This is a genomic window from Dactylosporangium maewongense, from assembly GCF_039531485.1.
Taxonomy (GTDB): Bacteria; Actinomycetota; Actinomycetes; order Mycobacteriales; family Micromonosporaceae; genus Dactylosporangium; species Dactylosporangium maewongense.
In genome coordinates this window covers 1208079-1226616 of the sequence record NZ_BAAAQD010000001.1, presented here as the reverse complement: position 1 = coordinate 1226616, position 18538 = coordinate 1208079, and the positions used below count along the sequence as shown (strand labels likewise).

General features: G+C 74.0%; 16 protein-coding genes. 3 read left to right on the top strand and 13 right to left on the bottom strand.

Annotation, left to right across the window (positions count from 1 at the left end):
• Positions 1-22 precede the first annotated feature (22 nt).
• The 10 genes from ABD332_RS05535 to ABD332_RS05490 form a co-directional block, all read right to left on the bottom strand.
• A complete protein-coding gene (locus tag ABD332_RS05535) occupies positions 23-151 on the bottom strand; it encodes an ALQxL family class IV lanthipeptide (RefSeq protein WP_344500148.1) in 129 nt (42 codons plus the stop codon).
• A 66-nt stretch (positions 152-217) separates the two neighbouring features.
• Positions 218-346 carry an ALQxL family class IV lanthipeptide gene (locus ABD332_RS05530; RefSeq protein ID WP_344500146.1) on the bottom strand — a complete coding sequence of 43 codons (129 nt, stop codon included), beginning with the start codon at positions 344-346 and terminating at the stop codon, positions 218-220.
• Complete coding sequence (gene lanL, locus ABD332_RS05525) at positions 343-3069, bottom strand: class IV lanthionine synthetase LanL (RefSeq protein WP_344500144.1); 2727 nt, start codon at positions 3067-3069, stop codon at positions 343-345. The genes ABD332_RS05530 and lanL overlap by 4 nt, the downstream gene beginning before the upstream one ends.
• Before the next feature lie 191 nt (positions 3070-3260).
• Positions 3261-4352: a Gfo/Idh/MocA family protein gene (locus ABD332_RS05520; protein ID WP_344500142.1), complete on the bottom strand. Its 1092-nt coding sequence runs from the start codon at positions 4350-4352 to the stop codon at positions 3261-3263.
• Positions 4337-4954, bottom strand: a complete 618-nt coding sequence (locus tag ABD332_RS05515) for a ThuA domain-containing protein (RefSeq protein WP_344500140.1) — start codon at positions 4952-4954, stop codon at positions 4337-4339. Before ABD332_RS05515 ends, ABD332_RS05520 begins: the two co-directional genes overlap by 16 nt.
• On the bottom strand, positions 4951-5778 hold the full coding sequence (locus ABD332_RS05510; RefSeq protein ID WP_344500138.1) for an NAD-dependent epimerase/dehydratase family protein: 828 nt from the start codon (positions 5776-5778) through the stop codon (positions 4951-4953). Before ABD332_RS05510 ends, ABD332_RS05515 begins: the two co-directional genes overlap by 4 nt.
• Complete coding sequence (locus tag ABD332_RS05505) at positions 5775-9635, bottom strand: glycosyl hydrolase family 28-related protein (protein ID WP_344500136.1); 3861 nt, start codon at positions 9633-9635, stop codon at positions 5775-5777. The genes ABD332_RS05510 and ABD332_RS05505 overlap by 4 nt, the downstream gene beginning before the upstream one ends.
• On the bottom strand, positions 9632-10462 hold the full coding sequence (locus ABD332_RS05500; RefSeq protein ID WP_344500134.1) for a carbohydrate ABC transporter permease: 831 nt from the start codon (positions 10460-10462) through the stop codon (positions 9632-9634). Before ABD332_RS05500 ends, ABD332_RS05505 begins: the two co-directional genes overlap by 4 nt.
• The gene (locus tag ABD332_RS05495; RefSeq protein WP_344500132.1) at positions 10459-11376 is read right to left on the bottom strand and encodes a carbohydrate ABC transporter permease; all 918 of its coding nucleotides are present in this window, start codon (positions 11374-11376) and stop codon (positions 10459-10461) included. Before ABD332_RS05495 ends, ABD332_RS05500 begins: the two co-directional genes overlap by 4 nt.
• A gap of 5 nt (positions 11377-11381) precedes the next feature.
• Positions 11382-12758, bottom strand: coding sequence for an ABC transporter substrate-binding protein (locus ABD332_RS05490; protein WP_344500130.1), 1377 nt, complete (start codon positions 12756-12758; stop codon positions 11382-11384).
• A gap of 82 nt (positions 12759-12840) precedes the next feature.
• Between ABD332_RS05490 and ABD332_RS05485 the strand changes: the two genes are divergently transcribed.
• Positions 12841-14106, top strand: coding sequence for an enolase C-terminal domain-like protein (locus ABD332_RS05485; protein WP_344500128.1), 1266 nt, complete (start codon positions 12841-12843; stop codon positions 14104-14106).
• Between the two features lie 9 nt (positions 14107-14115).
• Here ABD332_RS05485 and ABD332_RS05480 read toward each other — a convergent pair whose 3' ends face one another.
• Both ABD332_RS05480 and ABD332_RS05475 read right to left on the bottom strand, forming a co-directional pair.
• Entirely contained in the window at positions 14116-15348 is a 1233-nt protein-coding gene (locus ABD332_RS05480; protein WP_344500126.1) for an ROK family transcriptional regulator, read from the bottom strand.
• Positions 15349-15490: 142 nt separating this feature from the next.
• Entirely contained in the window at positions 15491-16027 is a 537-nt protein-coding gene (locus tag ABD332_RS05475; RefSeq protein WP_344500124.1) for an ABATE domain-containing protein, read from the bottom strand.
• 49 nt (positions 16028-16076) lie between these two features.
• On the opposite strand from ABD332_RS05475, the gene ABD332_RS05470 reads away from it, so the two are divergent.
• The gene (locus ABD332_RS05470) at positions 16077-16616 is read left to right on the top strand and encodes a GNAT family N-acetyltransferase (protein ID WP_344500122.1); all 540 of its coding nucleotides are present in this window, start codon (positions 16077-16079) and stop codon (positions 16614-16616) included.
• A gap of 155 nt (positions 16617-16771) precedes the next feature.
• Positions 16772-17455 carry a hypothetical protein gene (locus tag ABD332_RS05465; protein WP_344500120.1) on the top strand — a complete coding sequence of 228 codons (684 nt, stop codon included), beginning with the start codon at positions 16772-16774 and terminating at the stop codon, positions 17453-17455.
• Positions 17456-17500: 45 nt separating this feature from the next.
• Here ABD332_RS05465 and ABD332_RS05460 read toward each other — a convergent pair whose 3' ends face one another.
• The gene (locus ABD332_RS05460; protein ID WP_344500118.1) at positions 17501-18520 is read right to left on the bottom strand and encodes a zinc-dependent alcohol dehydrogenase family protein; all 1020 of its coding nucleotides are present in this window, start codon (positions 18518-18520) and stop codon (positions 17501-17503) included.
• Positions 18521-18538: the final 18 nt, after the last annotated feature.

Here is an 18538-nt window from a genome sequence, read left to right as displayed (position 1 = left end):
CACGCCGGTGTTCAGGCCGGGATCAGTTCGTCTGGCAGGTCTTGCCGCAGGAGTTGCCGCCGCACGTGAACGAGCAGCAGCCGCCCTCCGGCGCCTTCGGCGCGTCCTGGTCGGCCGGAACGGCCTGCAGCGCCATGACATCGATGGTCATTGGATTTCACCTCCTCCGCTTCCGACGGGTCCGTGGACGGTGCGGACCCGGGGGCCCGCGCCGGGGTCAGTTCGTCTGGCAGGTCTTGCCGCAGGAAAGCCCGCCGCAGGTGTACGAGCAGCAGCCCGCCTCCGGGGCGTTCGGCGCGTCCTGGTCGGCCGGAACGGCCTGCAGCGCCATCACATCGATGCTCATTGCATCTTCACCTCCTCCGTGGTCCGATCGGTCGGGGACGGCGCGGCGAACACCGCGCCGGGATCAGGGGCCGTCACCGGCGGGTGGAACAGGCGGTCGCCGCCGTGCCGGAGGCGGGTGAGGAACGCCAGCGGGCCGGCGGCGCCGACGCCGTAGGCGGCCGAGAACTCGTGCCCGGACTCGTTCATGAGCACTGGCCGGCCGTCGCGGTAGACCCGCTCGGCCCACAGCTGGGCCGCCAGGTGCCGCGCCCAGTCCCCGAACTCGTCCAGCCCGGTGGCGGCGGCGAGGTCGAGCAGGAACTCGCCGCTGCCGGCCAGGCCATGGCAGTGCGAGGTGCCGACGTCGCAGCGGGTCGCGACGACCGCGCGGCCGGCTGCCACGGCGGCCTCGCCGTAGCGGGCGTCGCCGGTGTACGCATAGGCCCGGGCCAGGAACGTGCCCACGCCGGCCGATCCGTTGCACCACCAGGTGTGCATCGAGGCCGAGCCGGGCCGGTCGGTCCAGTAGGCCGCGTCACCGCGCCGGACGGCCACCGCGAGCAGCTCGTCCGCGCAGTCGCGGGCGGCGGCGGCGAAGTCGTCCCGGCCGGTGTAAGCGGCCGCGGCGAGCAGGAACGCACCGATGCCGGCGGTGCCGTGGGCGTACCCGTAGGAGCGGTGACCGGCGAGCGTGGAGTCGAAGCCGGCCGGCACCGTCCAGGCGGTCGCGCCCGGGTCGCGGGCGGCCAGGATCGCCTCGGCGCAGCGGACCGCACGCCGGGCCGTCCCCGGTCTGCCGGTGGCCGCCGCGAGGTGCAGCAGCGTCGTGCCGAGGCCGGCCAGGCCGTGCGTCTGGTCGGGGTTCGGCCACACCGTCGGCAGCCCCTCGGCGAGGGCGACCGCACGGTCGGTGAGGTCGGGCCGGTCGAACGCGGCACCGGCCTCGAACAGCGCCCAGGCGGTGCCCGCGAAGCCGAAGTGCAGGCCGGGCAGCCGGTGCGGGACCGTGTCGAGGTGGCGGGTGAGCCGCCGCAGCACGACCGGGGCGAGCTCGTCGACGAGGCCGCCGATCGTCCCCCCGACGCCGTGGCGGCGCAGGCCGCTGAGCATCGCGAGCACGCCGCCGCTGCCGTACTGCACGGCGCACGGCTCGGCCGTCTCGCCCAGTGCGTACTCCCGCCACAGCCGGGGCCCGGTGTCGGGCGTCACCGTCGCGGCGAGGTGGCCGAGCACGCCGCCGACGAGCTCCTCCCACCAGCCGTCCGGATCGTCCGGCCGGTCCGTGGTGACGTCTGCGGGCGGGGTCTGGCGGGCCAGAGCGATCACCTCGGCGAGCGGCATGCGCTCACCCGGCTCGGCGCGCAGCAGCCCGGTGACGATCCGGCGCACCGGATCGGCGAGCGTCTCCGGCACCGCCGGCGCGACGGTCCGGCCGGCGATGCGCTCCTCGAGGGTCCGGTGCGGCGGCTCGTCCAGCGCCAGTCGCGGGTTGCGCCGGGTCGCGTGGAACAGCACCAGGGCGCCCAGCGAGTACAGGTCGACGGCGGCGTCCACGGGTGCGTTCCGGAACTGCTCCGGCGCGCTGAAGCCGGGGGTGCCGTGGCCGTCGCCATGGACCGGATCCGCGGACCCGGGCCCGGTGCACCGCGCGGACAGCTCCAGGTCGATCAGGCGCAGCGTGCCGTCCGGCAGCGCCAGCACGTTGTTGGGGCTCAGGTCGCGCAGCACGACGCCGCGCCCGTGCACCGCCTTGAGGATCCGGGCCAGCCGCAGCGCGACGCCCAGCGTGTCCGCGGGCTCCGGCGGCGCGTCCGCGCCGCGCACCGACGCCCCGCCCGTCTCGGCGAGGGTCCGCCCGTCGAGGAACTGCTCGACGAGGAACGCGTGGCCGCCCTGCTCGAACTCGTCGACGAACTCGGGCACCACGCCCAGCCCGGCCAGGTGCCGCAGCATGGCGGCCTCGTGCCGCAGGTAGTCGCGGGCGTCGCGGCCCTCCGCGTCGGTGCCGACGTGCGGCCGGGCCTCCTTGACCAGCACGGTGGCGCCGGTCGTGCGGTCCAGGGCGCGGTACACCCCGCCCTTGTTCGCGTGCCGGATCGCGCCGCGGACCTCGTAGCGGTCGTTGAGCAGCACCCCGCCGCCCCCGCCGGCAGTCGGCGGATCAGCGGCGAACGGCAGCTCGGCCCACGCCGGCGGGTCGAACACGGCCGGCCGCTTGTCCTCGACCGGGTTCGTCTCCGGGTCCAGGACGCAGTCGCGGTACGTGCCGTCGTTGCCGAGGACCCGGAAGCCGTCGAACGCGCCGTACCGGTAGTGCACGAGGCTGCCCGGGCGGTAGGCGCGGTCGGACAGGATGACCGGACCCGGCAGGCCCGCCGTCGCCTCGTGCAGGCGCTCGGCCAGGTCGGTGAGCGTGGCCCGCTCCAGCGGGTACACCGTGATGAACTTGCCGGACTGCCCGCGGGGGCACTGGAAGTCGTTGAGCCGCTGCACGTCCGACGCGGTGCTCGCGAACTTGAACGACGTCGCGGTCGCCGCGATGAGGTCGAGACACCGGCGCAGCACCTCCGGCGCGGACCACACGGTCGCCGACACGTGCAGCTTCCAGCCCTGCACCCGCTCCGGCCGCCCGGGCGGGTCGAGCACGGTCCACATGTCCCGGGTGGTGACCGTCCAGCCCTCGAGGCGGCAGGCGTCGATCCGGTCGGCGACGAGACTCGGCGGCTCGGGCAGCTCTGGCATGGCGGCTTCCTCAGGATCGGCGTCAGCGGCGAGAGCCACCTTGCCGATGTGCGACGCGCCGCGACGCCGATTCCGGACCCCGGCGGACGCCGGCGGACACGGCCGGACGTCCGGCACCGTCCCGGGCAGCACGATCCCCGGCGCCCCGCACCGTCACGACGGTGCGGGGCACCGCATTCAGGCCGCCGGCGTCAGGCGAGCGGGACCGGTGCCGGAACCTCGCACGTGCTGCGGACCGTCACCGCGGCGCCGGTCTCGGCCGCCGTGTGCAGACACTCCATGACGTCCAGGACGTGGTAGGCGAGCTCGCCGTTCGCGCGGGGCGGCGCGCCGGAGCGCAGCGCCGCGGCGAGATCGGCCACGCCGGTGCCGCGTCCCGCGTCGCGGTAGCCGGCCCGCTCCGGCAGGCGCGTCCAACCGTCTCCCGAGGCCGAGGCCGAGGTGAACACCTCCACCGGGCCGTCGAAGTGGTTGGGGTCGGGGACGCTCAGGGTGCCGTCGGTGCCGTACACCTCGATGCGCGGCAGCCGGCCGGCCCACACGTCGAAGCTCATCATGATGGTGGTCAGCGCGCCGCCGGCGTGCTCCAGCACGCCGGTCTGGTGGGTCGGGACGCGCACCGGGAACACGGTCCCGGCGCGGGGGCCGTCGCCGATCGTGCGGGTCGCGCGCGGGGTCGAGGCCAGGCCGGTGACGCGGCGGACCGGGCCGAGCAGGGTCACCAGCGCGGTGAGGTAGTACGGGCCCATGTCCAGCAGCGGGCCGCCGCCGGGCTCGTAGTAGAACTCCGGGTCAGGGTGCCAGCGTTCGTGGCCGGGCGTGACCATGAAGGCGGTCGCGGCGACCGGGACCCCGATCTCGCCCGCGTCCAGCGCGGCACGGGCGGTCTGGACGCCGGTGCCGAGCACGGTGTCGGGTGCGCAGCCGACGGTGCGACCGGCGGCGCGCGCCGCGTCGAGGATCGCCCGCCCTTCGAGCGTGGTGGCGGCGAGTGGCTTCTCGCCGTAGACGTGCTTGCCGGCGGCGAGCGCGGCCAGCGCCACCTCGGCGTGCGCCCGGGGCACGGTGAGGTTGAGCACGAGGTCGACGGCGTCGTCGGCCATCAGGTCGGATACCGACACCGCCTGTACACCGGCGAAATCCGCGGCCAGGGCGCTCGCCCGGTCGGCGGCGAGGTCCGCGACCCGCGTCAGGGCGACGCCGGGCAGCCGGGCCAGAGTGGTGGCGTACTGCCGGCTGATCTTCCCCGCGCCGACGATGCCGACCCTCAACGGCTCGCCCATGCCAGCCCCCGCATGATGATCTCGTCGTGCTCGGGGACCTCGAGGTCCTTGAGCTCGTGGCCGACGGTGGTGACGAAGACGCGGCCGGCGCCGAAGCGGGTCGTCCACACGACCGGCACCGCGACGGAGTCGACGACGGTGACGGCGTGGACCTCGATCGCCGGGTCGACGTGCACCTGGTACCGCTCGGTGTGCACCGTGAACGGCGGGATGCCGGCCACGACCGGGTGGGTGCCGATCGGGGTGACGTCGTACGTGACGAACTCGGCCGGGTGGTGCACGAACTGGCCGCCGGTGATGCGCTGGTAGTCCGGCGAGCCGCGGAACGAGTCGATGATGCCGCCGTGCCAGCCGGCGAGTCCGGTGCCGGCCCGCACGGCGGCGGCCAGTCCGGCGACCTGCTCGCCGGTGGCCGTGCCCATCGTCCAGCAGTGCACGACGAGGTCGGCGCGGCGCAGCAGGTCGGCATCGAGGTACGTGTCGAGGGTCCCGGACGTGACGACCTCGTGCCCGAGCTGGCGCAGCCTGGTCACGTAACGGTCGGTGGCCTCGACGGGGCGGTGCCCCTCCCAGCCGCCGCGGACCACGACGACGGTGCTCACGAGCTCCGCCAGGTGTGCACGGGCGTGAAGCCGAGCAGTTCCCGGCACAGGTGGGTGGAGACGGGCACGGCGTATCCCTCCAGCGTCTCGGCGAGCATGGCTGAAGGGTGATACTCCGCCAGCAGCCGCGCCGTCGGCAAGGTCGCCGTGGTGTCGGGCGCGGCCACGTTCACCACGGCGTGCCCCTCCAGCGGCGCGGTGAGGGCGGCGGCGACCGCGGATACGGCGTCGCGGGTGTCGAGCCAGCTCCACAGGTCCCCGCGGTGGCCGCCGAGGTCGGCGGCCACGTGGTCGAGGTGGTGGCGCAGCCGGGCACCGGTGCCGATGAACGGCAGGCGCAGGCTGACCGCGGGGATGCGGCACCGGTTGCTGACCGTCGCGGTCACGAGCTCGCCGACCCGCTTCGACAGGCCGTAGGGGTCGTCGCCGACGTACGGGTGGTCCTCGGTCAGCGGCAGCCGCACCGGCGAGGCGCCGCGCCCCGACCAGGCCAGGCCGACGGCGGAGAGGCTGGAAACATACACGATGCGCCGAACGCCGGCGGTCGCCGCCGCCTCGAGGAGGTGGAACGCGGAGCCGACGTTGTTGTCGAACACGTCGGGCTCGACCGGGGCCGGGATCGCGGCGGCGTGCACCACCGCGTCGATCCCGGCCACGAGCCCGTCCAGGCTGGTGTCGCGCAGGTCCCCGGTGACGGTGTCGTCGGCGATGCCGGCCGGTGGCGGGGTGCGGTCGTGAGCGCGCACCGAGTGCCCACTGGCCAGCAGACCGGCCACAACCGCGCGGCCGAGCATCCCGGCGGCGCCGGTCACGAGGATCTTCACGTGGCGTCCGCGACGAACGTGGCGGTCAGCGCGACCGGGGCGGTGACGGTGAACGGATAGGTCGGCGCGGTCGACACCACGGCTCCCCCGGCGCTCCAGCCGGTGAACCGGAAGCCCCGGGCCGGCCGCGCCACCGCGGTGACCACGGTTCCCGGCTCGTAATGACCGGGGCGGGTCGCGTTCCCGGTGAGCCGGACGGTGCCGGCGCCGTCCGGGACGGCCGTCACCTCGTGCTCGACGATGTTGATGACCATGACGTTGTACAGCGTCACGGCGCCCTGGCTCGTCGCGCCGTTGTACCGCATGAGATTCACGACGCTCGCCCGACCGCCGTCGACCCGCACGGTGTGGCCGTCGCCGCCGAGGTTGTCGGTGCCGAGGTTGACCGCCCGCACGTCACCGGACTTCACCACGAGGCCGTTGTGCAGGCCGTAGCCGAACGCACCCGCGACGGTCAGCCGGCGGGCGCCGTCGACCGTCACCAGGTCGGCGTTGGTGCGCGTCCAGGCGTCGATGACCTGCGGGAACAGGTCGGCGCCCAGCACCCAGCGGGGCACCGCGAAGCCGGTGCGCACGAACGTGTTGCCGTTGGACAGCACACCCTCGACGCGCCCGTCGGCGCCGCGGGCGGTGACGCCGTGCCGCACGAACGTGCCCTTGATCTTCCGGACGAGGAACCGGTCGCCGGCCATGTCGAGCGCGTTCCAGGCGTTGGGCAGGCCGAGGTTGACCGCATAGGTGCTGTCGCCGAGGCCACGCACGACGTACGGGTAGGGCACCAGACCGCCGGGCGCCGCGGGGTTGTTCTCCGGGTGGAACACCCGCAGCCCGGCGACACCGGCCCGGTCACCCCGTAGCGTGATCGCGGCCGGGTCGGTGTCGGCTGTGGCGCTGCCCCGGCCGGCGAAGGCCCAGAGCACGGTGCCGCCGCTGCGGCCGTCCTCGTCGCGGTTGGGCACCGGCGAGGCGCCGAGCAGCTGCACCCCGGCGGGCACGCTGAGTCGCCCGGCGAGGCGGTACCAGCCGGCGGGCAGGTAGACCACGCCGCCACCACGACCGGCCTTGTCCAGGGCCCGCTGGATCGCCGGGGTGGCGTCCGCGGCCGGCAGGTAACCGTTGCCGTGCGGCGCGTCCGCCTGGAACAGCACCCGCCGCGCCGGGCGGGTGGCGGTGCGGCTGCCGTCGTCGTCCGGCAGCGCGCCGTCCATCTGGTGCACGGTCCCGCGGACGGCGCCGCTCACCTGCGTGCCGGTGAGCTTCACGTAGCCGCCGCCGTTGTTGACCACGGCCGCCTCGTCGCCGCGCAGCTGCCCGCCGGCGATGGCCAGGCCCCACCGCTCGTCGAACCTGTCGACCTGCAGCGCGACGCCGGTCCGCTCGATGCGCACCCGGTCGAACACGCCGGTGAACTCGGCCCGCAGCCCGGCCACGACGTGGATGCCGATGCGGTAGTCGGCCGCGGCGAGGCCGGTGAACTGGTCCCACTCGAGGTCGCCGAGGACGAACCCGGTGCCGTTGGCCCGGGTCCAGGCGTCCACTGTGGAGCGTGCCGGCGGCTGGTACGCGGCCGGGGCCTGCGCCCAGTAGGCGTTGCTGAACCGGACGTCCTCCCAGGTGCCGACGTCCGCGCCGTTGTACGCCTCGACGCCGCGGTAGAGCACGGTGCCGCGGACGTCGCGGACGGTCGCCGACTCGTGGGTCTGGCCGTTGCCGGGTGGGCGGCCGCGTTCGTCGCGCATGGTGCTGATGCCGATGCCGCGGAACGAGTTGAGCATCGTCACCTCGGCGACGGTGCTCATCATGTAGTTCTCGTCGGCGCCCGAGGCACCCTTCCAGGCGCTGCCGGGGATCTCGAAGGTGAAGTTGTAGTGCACCGGGGCGGCCGCGTTCTGCCGCGGGTAGTAGGTGGTGAGCCCGACGACGCCGGCGCTGCCGCCGATGCGGAACAGCACCGGGCCGGCGTCCCCGGCCGGCAGGTCGGCGCTGACGACGGTGCCGTAGGAGCCGCCGCCGCTGTCGGGGTCGCGGCGGTCACCGCGCAGGGTGCAGAACGCCGGCACCTCGACCGTGCCGGTGACCCGGTAGGTGCCCGCGGGCAGCCAGACGGTCCCGCCGCCGGCGTCGTAGCAGTCCCAGAGCGCCGCCTGCAGGGCGGCGGTGGCGTCGCGGCGGCCGGTGCCGTCCGCGCCGTACGCGGTCGCGTCGAAGTCGGCGACGACGACGTCCCCGGTCGGGAAGCGGGTGTCGACGAGCCGCGGCGACGGCGTCACCGTGCGCCGGTCACGGATCTCGAACGCGGCGACGTCGACGTGGTCGAGCCCGGTGGCGTACGCGGCGACGCTCAGCCGCACATACCGCGCGGTCGTCTCGGCGAAGCGGGTGCGCACCGCCTGGCCGCCGTTGTGCCCGGCCTCGGTGTACCGCACGCCGTCGGTGGACAGCTCGACGCGGTAGTCCGGGGAGAAGGCGCCGCCCCACCGGACGAACACCTCGTCGACCGGGCGGGCCGCGCCGAGGTCGGCACGCAGCCACGCGCCGGTGCCGCCGCCGGTCCACACGGTGCCGGGATCGCCGTCGTTGGCGTTGCCGGGCGCCGACCCGGCGGCGGTGCCGCTCGCGGTGAGCAGCGCGGCGCGGGCGAGGTCGGTGTCGACCGCGGACGAGCGGAACGCCCCGAGGACGTCGTACAGGTCGCGCAGCGCGGCGCGGATCCGCTCCTCGGTCGCCGCGGCGTCGTCGAGGACGGCCCGGGCGCGGCCGATCGCGGCGGCGAGGGTGGCCTTGGCGCCGGCCGGGAACTGCCCGTCGCGGCTGCCTTCGCGCGCCGAGTAGTGGGCGAGGTCGGCGGCGGTGACGAGGTCGCGCAGCCCCGCTTTCGCGTCCAGCTGCCGCGGCACGACGGTGACCCGCACCGCGGCGATGGTGAGCTCGACCGGCGACCCGTCGTGGGTGATGCGGAGGTCGGCGCCGTTGGTGCGGTTGGTGAGCACGGCGTCGTCGAGGACGAAGTCGTGGGTGCGCCACTGCCCGGTGTCACCGTACGTGACGGCCGCCGACGGCTTGAACCGGTCGGGCAGGCTCTCACCGGGCGAGTCGTAGTGCAGGTACAGCGTGCCGCTGCCGGCGTCGAGGTAGTCGACGCTGACGAGGACGATGTCGCGGGTGTCGTAGGCGTAGCCGTCGGCGACGTTGAGGTACACGTAGTTGGTGCCCGGCGCGGGCGCGGCGGCGTTGGTCCGCCAGAAGCCGCGGCCGGCGGCCGTGCCGGTGACGAGCCCCGCCTCGTTGTCGCCGGCCCGGGCCGACAGCCCGGTGTCCGACGCCGTGGGGCCGAGGACCGCCTGCGGCCCGCTCGCGGTGATCCGCACCCGGGCGACGGTGATGTCGGCGGTGCCGCCGAGCCGCAGCTCACCGGCGGCGAGGTCGGCGCCCGCGAGCCCGATGGCGGCGAGCTTCCACGTGCCGGTGCCGGCGAGCTCGGCGACCGTCGTCGTCTGCCCGGCCGCGGTGCGCAGGGTCAGGGCGCCGGCCCCGTCGTCGTGGTAGGTGACGACCACGACCAGGCTGTCGCCCGCGACGGACGCGGCGTAGGCGGTGTCGGCGGTCAGCCCGAGGTACGTGGTGCCCGCGGCCACCTGCGTCTGCCAGTAGCCCTTACCGTCCAGGGTGCCGGTGCGCAGCCCGGCCGCGGCGTCACCCGCGCGCACGGACAGCCCCAGCGTGCTGGGGACCGGGCCCAGGTCGGCGCCGACCCCGCGCGGGTACATGACCGGCCCTGGTCCGGCGGCCGCGGCGGTGCCGGGGGCGACGAGCGCCACGACGAGCAGGACGAGGAACAGAAGTCTGCGGGATGTCATGCCTTCACCGCTCCCATGAGGCCGTTGACGACGTACCGCTGCGCGGCGGCGAACAGCAGGATCACCGGGATGACCACGATCAGCGCGCCGGCCATGAGCACGTTGTAGTGCTGCACCGCGCCCGACTGCAGGTTCTGCAGGGCGATCGGCAGCGTGTACGTGTCTGGGTCGTTGAGCGAGACGCGGGTGAGCAGGTACTCGTTCCACGTCGGGATCGCGGTCAGCACGGCGATGGTGATGAGCACCGGCCGGGCCAGCGGAAGGTAGATGGTGCCGAAGATGCGCAGCTCGCCGGCACCGTCGACGCGGGCGGCCTCGCGCAGCTCGGCCGGGACCGCCTCGAAGGCGTTGGTGAGCATGAGGACGGCCAGCGGGGCCGAGCCGTTGACGAACGGCAGGATCAGGCCCCAGTGGCCGCCGAGCAGCCCGAGCCGGTTCTCCAGCAGCACGATCGGCAGCAGGACGGCGACGCCGGGGACGAACAGCAACGCCATGAACATCCGGTACAGCGCGGTGCGGCCGGGGAACCGCAGCACCGCGAACGCGTAGCCGGCGGCGGCGTAGATGGCCAGGACCAGCACCACGGTCAGCGCGGTGACCTTGAGGCTGTTGAGGAAGTAGTCGAAGAAGTGCAGCTCCTGCCAGGTGTCGACGATCGTGCGCAGCGTCGGGCGGTGCGGGATCAGGTGCCCGCCGGCGACGACCTCATGCTGGTCCTTGAACGCGGCCGAGACCATCCACAGGAACGGGTACAGGCTGATCGCGGCGTACAGCAGCAACAGCCCGCCGACCACGATCCGCGCCGCCCAACTTCTGACTGCACTCATGTCGCCCGCCGCATCACGCGCAGGTTGACCGCGGCGAGGACGAGCGCGGCGACGAACAGCATCCAGCCCAGCGCGCTGGACAGGCCGAGCGTCGGGTCGAGCTGGGAGAGGAACGCGAGCCGGTAGGTCTCCAGGCCGAGCACGTTGGTGTGGTTGCCGGGGCCGCCGTTGGTCATGATGAGGAACGTCTGGAAGCCCTGCAACGAGTCGCGCAGGGACAGCAGGACGACGATCGCGGTGATCGGGCGCACCAGCGGCCAGACGATGTCGCGGGTGACCCGCCACGGTCCGGCCCCGTCGATCTGCGCCGCCTCGGTCAGGGCCGGGTCGACCGCCTGCAGGCCCGCGAGGTACAGCATCATCGCCACCGGCACCGCCGACCACACGGTGATGACGATCAGCGTGGGCAGCGCGGTGTCCGGGTTGCCCAGGAACCCCTGCGGCTGGCGCAGGCTGCCGAGGCCGAGCGCGCCGAGCAGCGCGTTGACGGCGCCGTCGGGTTGCAGCACGTACTGCCATGCGAAGTACACGGCGATTCCGGCGGTCACCTGCGGCACGAAGTACACGGAGCGCAGCAGCGTGCGCAGCCGGCGCACCGAGTTGAGCAGCACGGCGAGGGGGAAGCTGACCACGACGGTGAGCACCGGCACGGCCAGCATCACCCAGAACGTGTTGAGGGCGGCCTGGTGCACCCGTGGTGCGTAGCGGGGGCTGGCCCACAGCAGGTCGGCGTAGTTCTGCAGGCCGACCCAGATCCAGTGCGGCTGGAAGCCGTTCCAGGTGGCGAAGCTCAGCGAGAAGCCGTAGACGATGGTGTAGACGCCCATCACCAGGAACAGGCCGATGGCGGGCAGGACGAAGGCGTAGCCCCAGACCGCCTCGCCCGGGGCCCGCCTCTTCGGTTGACTCGCCACCGTCATTACTGCTTGGCCCAGTAGGAGTCGATGACCTTCGTCATCTCGGCGCCGGCCTGCTCCGCCGACTTCTTCGCCAGCGGCGTGTAGTCCATCAGCGCCGAGGCGACCGTGGGGCCGTCGTAGCTGTTGGGCCGGTAGGAGGTGTCGCCCGGGTTGTACGCCGACGGGCCGGAGCCGAACGCCTTGATCATCGCGCCCAGGGCGGGGCCGACGGCGGCGGCCGGGTCGGCGCCGAGGTCGGTCGGCGGGACGTCGAGGGCCTCCTTGGCGAACGTGGCGGACACGTCGGCCTTGGCGAGGTACTTCAGCCACTGGATGGCGCCGGCCCGGTTCTTCGTGGTCGAGGAGACCGACACACCGGTGAGCGTGAACGGGGCGAGGGTCATGTTCTTGATGGCACCGGCGGCCGGCACCGGCACCGGGAACGTGATGACGTTGCCGGCGTCCATGCCGTTCTGGGCCAGGAACGCCAGGGTGAACGTCCCGCCGATGTCGAATGTGGACTTGCCCTGCGCGAAGGCGAGGTCGGCGGCGTCGATGTCGAGGCTCTGGGTGCCCGGGTGCCAGTACGGCTGGACCTGCCCGTAGGTCTGCAGCGCCTGCACGCCGGCCGGGGAGGAGAACGTGCCGGCCTTGTCCTTGCCGAACAGGGCGTGGAACTTGTCGGCGCCGAGCATGCCGTACGCCATGGGCTGCAGGAACCACTCCAGCCCGGTCGTCGGCGACTTCAACCCGATGCTCACGCCGCCGTTGTCGGGGTACTTCGCCTTGACCTTGCCCAGGGCGGCGATGAACTCCTCCCAGGTGGCCGGGGCGCCGGTGACGCCGGCGTCGGCGAGGCGCTGCTTGTTGGCGTAGACGATGCCGAACGTGCCGACGGTCAGCGGGACGCTGAAACGCTGGCCGAGCTTGATCCCGTGGGTCTTGGCGTCCTGGGCGAGGGACTGCTTGTAGTACTGCTCGGTGACGACGCCGTCCTGGCGGACCGCCGGCAGGTAGCCGGCCAGCCATGCGTCGTCGACGTCCTTGGCGAGGTCGGTGAGCAGGCCGGGGGCGCCGAACGCGAGGTCGTCGCCGTTGGTGTGCACCTCGAGCAGGTCGGGCAGGTTCTTGGTCTGCGCGGCGGCCTGCACCTTGGTGACGAACGCGTCGTCGGGGCCGTAGGCCTCGACCTTCACGGTGATGCCGGACTCCTTGGCGAAGGAGTCGGCGACCTTCTGCAGCGCCTTGACGTGCGACTGCTTGAACGTCCACATCGTCAGCGTCTTGCCGCCGCCGGACGTGTCGTCGCCGCCGCACGCGGCGGTGCCCGTCGCGGCGAGGGCCAGGGTTATCAGGGCGGCCAGAGCCGGCCGCCACGCGCTTCGTGGGGGTGTCATCGCGCGGCCTTCGCGTCTGGGGCGCCATCGACGGGCGCCGCTTGCCGAGAACGTAAATCGAATTGATGTACTCTGTCAATCCATGGACGAACTTCGGTACGATCCTTCGAAACTCATCGCTGCGGCGCCCTGGCCCGCCCCGGCGGACGCCGCCCGGATCACCCGGGTCCGCACCTTCCTGTGCGGGCCGCAGGGCTGCCCGTACCTGATCGTCCGGGTCGAGACGAACCAGCCCGGCCTGTACGGCCTGGGCTGCGCCAGCGACCCGCAGCGGACCCTGGCGGTGCGGTCCGTCCTCGACGACTACCTCGGCCCGCTGCTGCTCGGCCGCGACGCCGGCGACATCGAGGACATCCACCGCCTGCTGCGCAACGCCGGCTACTGGCGGGGCGGCTCGATCGCCGGCAACGCCCTCGGCGCCGTCGACGTCGCGCTGTGGGACATCAAGGCCAAGGCGGCCGGCCTGCCGCTGCACTCGCTGCTCGGCGGCCGGGCACGGCACGGCGCCGCGGCCTACACCCACGTCGACGGCGACGACCCGGCCCGCATCGCCGAGGACGTCCTCGCGGCCGCCGAGGCCGGCTACCGGCACGTCCGGGTCCAGGTCGCGGTGCCCGGCGTGCAGAACTACGGCACCGCGTCCACCGGCAGCGCGTGGGACCCCCTGGCGTACCTGCGGCACGTCCCGCCCGCCCTGGCCGAGGTCCGCCGGCGGGTCGGCGACGGCGTCGAGCTGCTGCACGACGCGCACGAGCGGCTCACCCCGGCCCAGGCGGTCCGGCTGGTCGCCGCGCTCGCCGGCGCGCGGCTGTTCTTCCTCGAGGACGCCCTCGCCCCCGAGGACAGCGACCACTTCCCGCGGCTCGCCGCCGCGGCCGGCTCAGCCGGCTCGGTGCCGCTCGCCGTCGGCGAGCTGTTCGACGACGTCGGGCAGTTCCTGCCGCTGCTGACCGCGCGGGCGATCGACTTCGTGCGGCTGCGCATCCCGACCCTCGGCGGCCTGACCCCGGCGCGCAAGCTCACCGCGGCGTGCGAGCTGTTCGGGGCCCGGATCGCCCCGCACGGCCCGGGCGACGTGAGCCCGGTCGCGCAGGCCGCCAACGTCGCCCTCGACGTGTCGACGCCCGCGTTCGGCGTGCAGGAGGCGGCCCGGTTCCACGAGGCCACCCTCGAGGTGTTCCCGGGCGCTCCGGTGCCGGTCGGCGGGGTCCTGTACCCGTCGGAGTCCCCCGGCCTGGGCGTCGACTTCGACGAGTCGGCGGCGCGCCGCCACCCCGCTCCCCCTCCGCTGCGGCACGACCGCTGGGCCCTCGTCCGGGGCGTCGACGGCGCCGCGGAACGCCCCTGACCGCCGTTCTCAGCCGAGCAGCAACGAATGGGGCTGGGCGGAGAGGAACTGCTCCAGCACCAGGCAGGCGGCGCCGATCGCGCCGACGTCGATGCCCAGCCCGGTCGTCGTCACCACCGTCGGATGGATGCGCTCCACGAACGGCGAGCTCTCCACGATGCCGGGGACGATCGCCATGAACCGGTCGGCCAGCAGCGGCCAGATCGGGCCGCCGAACACGATCATCTCCGCGTCCACCAGCGTCGCCGCGGCGCTCACCCCCCGGCCGACCCGCACCGCCCAGCGGTCGATGATCTCACCGGCCGTCCGGTTGCCGGCCTTGGCCTGCCGGCACAGCGCGCGCAGGCTCTGCTCGGCGTCCCGCGGCCCGGTCGGCTTGGACTCCGGCCCGAGCACACCCTCCTCGATCGCCTCGGCGACCAGGGCGTTCGTGGTGCAGGCGGCGTACAGCCCGCCGACCTCGCCGGCGTTGCCGGACAGTCCGCGCAGCACCACGTCGTCGACGACGAGCCCCATGCCGGACCCGGTGCCCAGGTAGAAGAACAGGAAGTTGCCGGTGCCGGTGGCCGCGCCCGCCCAGCGCTCGGCGACGGCGGCGGCGATCACGTCCTTGTCGAGCAGCACCGGCAGCCCGGTCGCCCCGGCGAGGTGGTCGCGCAGCGGCACCCGCCCCCAGCCGACCAGCTCGGGCGGCGCGATGACCAGCCCTGCCGCCACGTCGACCGGGCCCGGCGCGGCGATGCCCAGCCCGAGCATCGCCTCCCGGGCCACCCCGGACTCGGCCACCAGGGCGTTGATCGAGTCGCCCATCTCCGCGAGGGTGTGATCCGGATCCGCGGCCGGCGGCGTCGGCCGCTGCGCGCGGGCCACGACCCGGCCCAGCAGGTCGAGCACGACCATCGTCACGACGGCCGGGTCGAGGTGCACCCCGACCGCGTACCGCGCCTCGGCGTTGACCTGCAGCAACCGGCGCGGCTTGCCGCTGCCCGTGACCCGCGTGCCGGCCTCGTGGGCCAGCCCCGAGTCCAGTAGCCGCCGGCAGATGTTCGACACCGTCTGCGCCGACAGGCCGGTCGACTCGATCAGCTCGACCCGGCTGAGCCCCTCGGGCACCCGGCGGATCGCGTCGAGCACCACCGACTCGTTGAAGTCGCCCATGCGCGGCAGGTTGGTGCCGCGCCGCATCGGCAACTGTTTGCCCATCGCCATCCTCTGCTCGCCCGCCCGGAGGAATTTATCCATCGAATTGATTTAGCCTAACATCGACCGTCACCGGTGCCCGGCGCCAGGCTATCGCCCCGCCCCGGGCGACGGGCGCGGTCCTCACGGTCCTCTCGGCCGTGGCGTCGCTGCGGGCTGGCGGCACGCCGTCCGGGCAGCGGCTTCAGGACGGGGCGCGGCGGCGGTAGTACCTGGCCTGCCGGTCGCGGTGGGCGCAGGACTCGTGGCAGTACCGGCGGCGCGGGTGGTGCTGCACGAAGAACAGGCAGCAGTCCGGGGTCTCGCAACGGCGCAGCAGGCGGGCCCGGCCGTCGGTGAGCAGTCCGGCGCAGGCGGCGGCCAGGGCGCCGAGCAGCGCCGCGTCGCCGGTCGCGGTGCCCCGGTCGTCCGCCACCAGCTCGCCGGTGGGCTGCCGGGTCAGGTGCGGGTACGTCGGCGCCTGCGCCGCTGCGGTGTTCACGTGCGCGATCGCGGCGGCGGGTGGTGCGGTGCCGGTGACCGCCGCCGTGAAGAGCGCGTGGATGCTGTCCCGCAGGGCCCTGGCCGCGGCCGCGTCGCGTGCCGGTCGCGCGCCGGCGGTGGTGAACCACAGCCTGGACAGCTCGGCCGTGCCGAGGAAGTCCTCGCCGCCGTGCAGCGTGTTGGCGAACTCCACCACCAGCGGCTCGGTGCCCAGGATCGGCAGCTCCTCGTCGTGCATGCGGAATATTCTATGCTGACGGTAAGCGGATGCTGTTACCGTCAGCGGCATGATGACCTGGCGGCACGTCACCCCGCGGGACTTCCCGCTGCTCGCCCAGTGGCTGGCGGCCCCGCACGTGGCCCGGTGGTGGAATCACGAGACGTCGGCGGAGGCCGTGGAGCGCGACTTCGGGCCCTCCGCCCGCCGCGAGGAGCCCAACGAGGATCTCCTGGCGCTCCTGGACGGCGTACCGCTCGGGCTGGTGCAGCGCTCGTTCTGGCACGACTACCCCGAATACGTGCGGGAGATGGCGCCGACCATGGCGGTGCCGCCGCGGGCGATGACGATCGACTACCTGATCGGCGACGTGGCGGACGTCGGGCGCGGGATCGGCACCCGCATGATCCGCTCGGCGCTCGAGCACCTGTGGGCCGAGCACGGCGACGCCGAGTGCGTGATCGTGCCGGTGCACGCCGACAACATCGCGTCGTGGCGGATGCTGGAGAAGGCCGGCCTGGTCCGCGTCGCCCACGCCGAGCTGGAGCCCGACAACCCGATCGACGACCGGCGGCACCACGTCTACCGGGTGGACCGCCCCACGGCCTGACCGCCGGCGGCACGGCCCCGTTCGGGTGTCGTGCCCCCGGATCCGTGGCCCGCATGACCGGATCCGGGGACGATTGTCCTGTCCGCACCGCAGTGCGTTCGATCGACCGGCGCGGCGGGTACCAGGTAGCCGACCCTGATCGAAGGAGGCGGCTCATGCAACCCATCGACGTGGCCACGCTACGGGCCGCACCGCGGCAGGCCCGCGTCTGGCTGCGCGCCGCGGGGCGCCAGGCCGGCCCCCTGAACGGCGTGCTCGGCTGGTGGGCGGTGACGAGCTTCGGCCTGCTGAGCCTGCTGCTCGCGGTCTTCGCGATGGTGTGGCCGTCGTCGGTACGGACGTTCGGCGCCGCCGCGGTCGGCTCATGGCTGCTGTTCGTCGCGCTCGGCCGGTTCGGCGGCGGGCAGCTGCTACGCGCCCGGTACGGCGGCGCCCGATGGTTCCAGGCCGGCGCAGCGCTGCTGGCGGTGGCCGGTGTGATCGTGATCCAGCTGCCGGCGTACGACCCGACGGTCGCGGTCGCGGCGATCAGCCTCGCCCTCGGTGTCGCGGCGGCCGGCGACGCCGGGGCCGCGGCGCAGTTCCCCAGCCTCGCCCGCGGCTGCCTGCGGATGCGGGCCCTGTGCGGACTGGTCGCCGCGATGACGGTCGCCGTCGCGCCGGCGACCGGCCTCGTCGTCGCCGCCGCGTGCGTGGGCCTCGGCGAGCTCATGTTCGCCGCGCGCCTCCTGCCGGAGGTGGAGCGGCTGTCCGGGATGCTCGACCGCGAAGCACCCTGGACAGACCCCGACGACGACCTCGGTTTCGTGCTGCCGTTGCCGGACGCCGACCGGCCGTAGGGCACCCCTGGTCTCTGCCGCCGACGGAAGCGCGACGCCCGGACGTCAGGGCTGCAGGAGGACCTTGACCGCGCGGCGCTCGTCCATCGCCCGGTATGCCTCGGCGGCCTGCTCGAGCGGGAGGGTCAGGTCGAACACCTTGCCCGGGTCGATCGTCCGGCTGGTGATGAGGTCGATCAGTTCGGGCAGGAACCGCCGTACCGGAGCGGGCCCGCCGTGCAGGTGGACGCCGGAGTAGAACAGCTCCCGCCCCGGCAGGCTGACGTCGTGGGAGACGCCGACGAAGCCGACGTGCCCGCCGGCGCGGGTGGCGCGGATGGCCTGCAGCATCGACTCCTGCGTGCCGACGGCCTCGATGACCGAGTGCGCGCCGAGCCCGCCGGTGAGGTCCTTGATCCGGGCGACGCCCTCGCCACCGCGCTCGGTGACGATGTCCGTGGCGCCGAAGTCCAGAGCCAGCTTCTGCCGGTCGGCGTGGCGGCTCATCGCGATGACCCGCTCGGCGCCGAGCTGCCGGGCGGCCAGGACGCCGAGCAGGCCGACGGCGCCGTCACCGACGACGGCGACGGTCCTGCCGGGTCCGGCCTGCGCGGCGTCGGCGGCGAACCAGCCGGTGCCGAGCACGTCGGACGCGGTGAGCAGGCTCGGGATCAGGTCGGCGTCCGGCTGGCCGGGCGTGGCGACGAGGGTGCCGTCGGCGAGCGGGACGCGGGTGTACTGGGCCTGGGAGCCGGTGCAGCCGGGCTGGCGGTTGACGCAGTGGGTCTGGTACCCGGCCCGGCAGATCTCGCAGGTGTTGTCGCTGGCGAAGAACGTGCCGACGACGAACTGCCCCGGCTTGACCGTGCGGACGTCGCTGCCGACCTCCTCGACGACGCCGACGTACTCGTGGCCCATCGGCGCCGGCTCGCTCACCGCGTCGGCGCCGCGGTACGGCCACAGGTCGGAGCCGCAGACACAGGCCGCGGCCAGGCGGATGATCGCGTCGGTCGGCTGCTCGACGGTCGGGTCCGGGCGGTCCTCGACGCGGACGTCGCGGGGGCCGTGCAGGACGGTTGCTCGCATGGTGCTGCTCCTCCGTGG

Coding starts and splice junctions, on each gene's coding strand:
- ABD332_RS05465 (WP_344500120.1), top strand. CDS start 16,772: ATGCAACCCATCGACGTGGCCACGCTACGGGCCGCACCGCGGCAGGCC.
- ABD332_RS05490 (WP_344500130.1), bottom strand. CDS start 12,758: ATGACACCCCCACGAAGCGCGTGGCGGCCGGCTCTGGCCGCCCTGATA.
- ABD332_RS05535 (WP_344500148.1), bottom strand. CDS start 151: ATGACCATCGATGTCATGGCGCTGCAGGCCGTTCCGGCCGACCAGGAC.
- ABD332_RS05475 (WP_344500124.1), bottom strand. CDS start 16,027: ATGCACGACGAGGAGCTGCCGATCCTGGGCACCGAGCCGCTGGTGGTG.
- ABD332_RS05505 (WP_344500136.1), bottom strand. CDS start 9,635: ATGACATCCCGCAGACTTCTGTTCCTCGTCCTGCTCGTCGTGGCGCTC.
- ABD332_RS05470 (WP_344500122.1), top strand. CDS start 16,077: ATGATGACCTGGCGGCACGTCACCCCGCGGGACTTCCCGCTGCTCGCC.
- ABD332_RS05530 (WP_344500146.1), bottom strand. CDS start 346: ATGAGCATCGATGTGATGGCGCTGCAGGCCGTTCCGGCCGACCAGGAC.
- ABD332_RS05520 (WP_344500142.1), bottom strand. CDS start 4,352: ATGGGCGAGCCGTTGAGGGTCGGCATCGTCGGCGCGGGGAAGATCAGC.
- lanL (WP_344500144.1), bottom strand. CDS start 3,069: ATGCCAGAGCTGCCCGAGCCGCCGAGTCTCGTCGCCGACCGGATCGAC.
- ABD332_RS05485 (WP_344500128.1), top strand. CDS start 12,841: ATGGACGAACTTCGGTACGATCCTTCGAAACTCATCGCTGCGGCGCCC.
- ABD332_RS05500 (WP_344500134.1), bottom strand. CDS start 10,462: ATGAGTGCAGTCAGAAGTTGGGCGGCGCGGATCGTGGTCGGCGGGCTG.
- ABD332_RS05480 (WP_344500126.1), bottom strand. CDS start 15,348: ATGGATAAATTCCTCCGGGCGGGCGAGCAGAGGATGGCGATGGGCAAA.
- ABD332_RS05460 (WP_344500118.1), bottom strand. CDS start 18,520: ATGCGAGCAACCGTCCTGCACGGCCCCCGCGACGTCCGCGTCGAGGAC.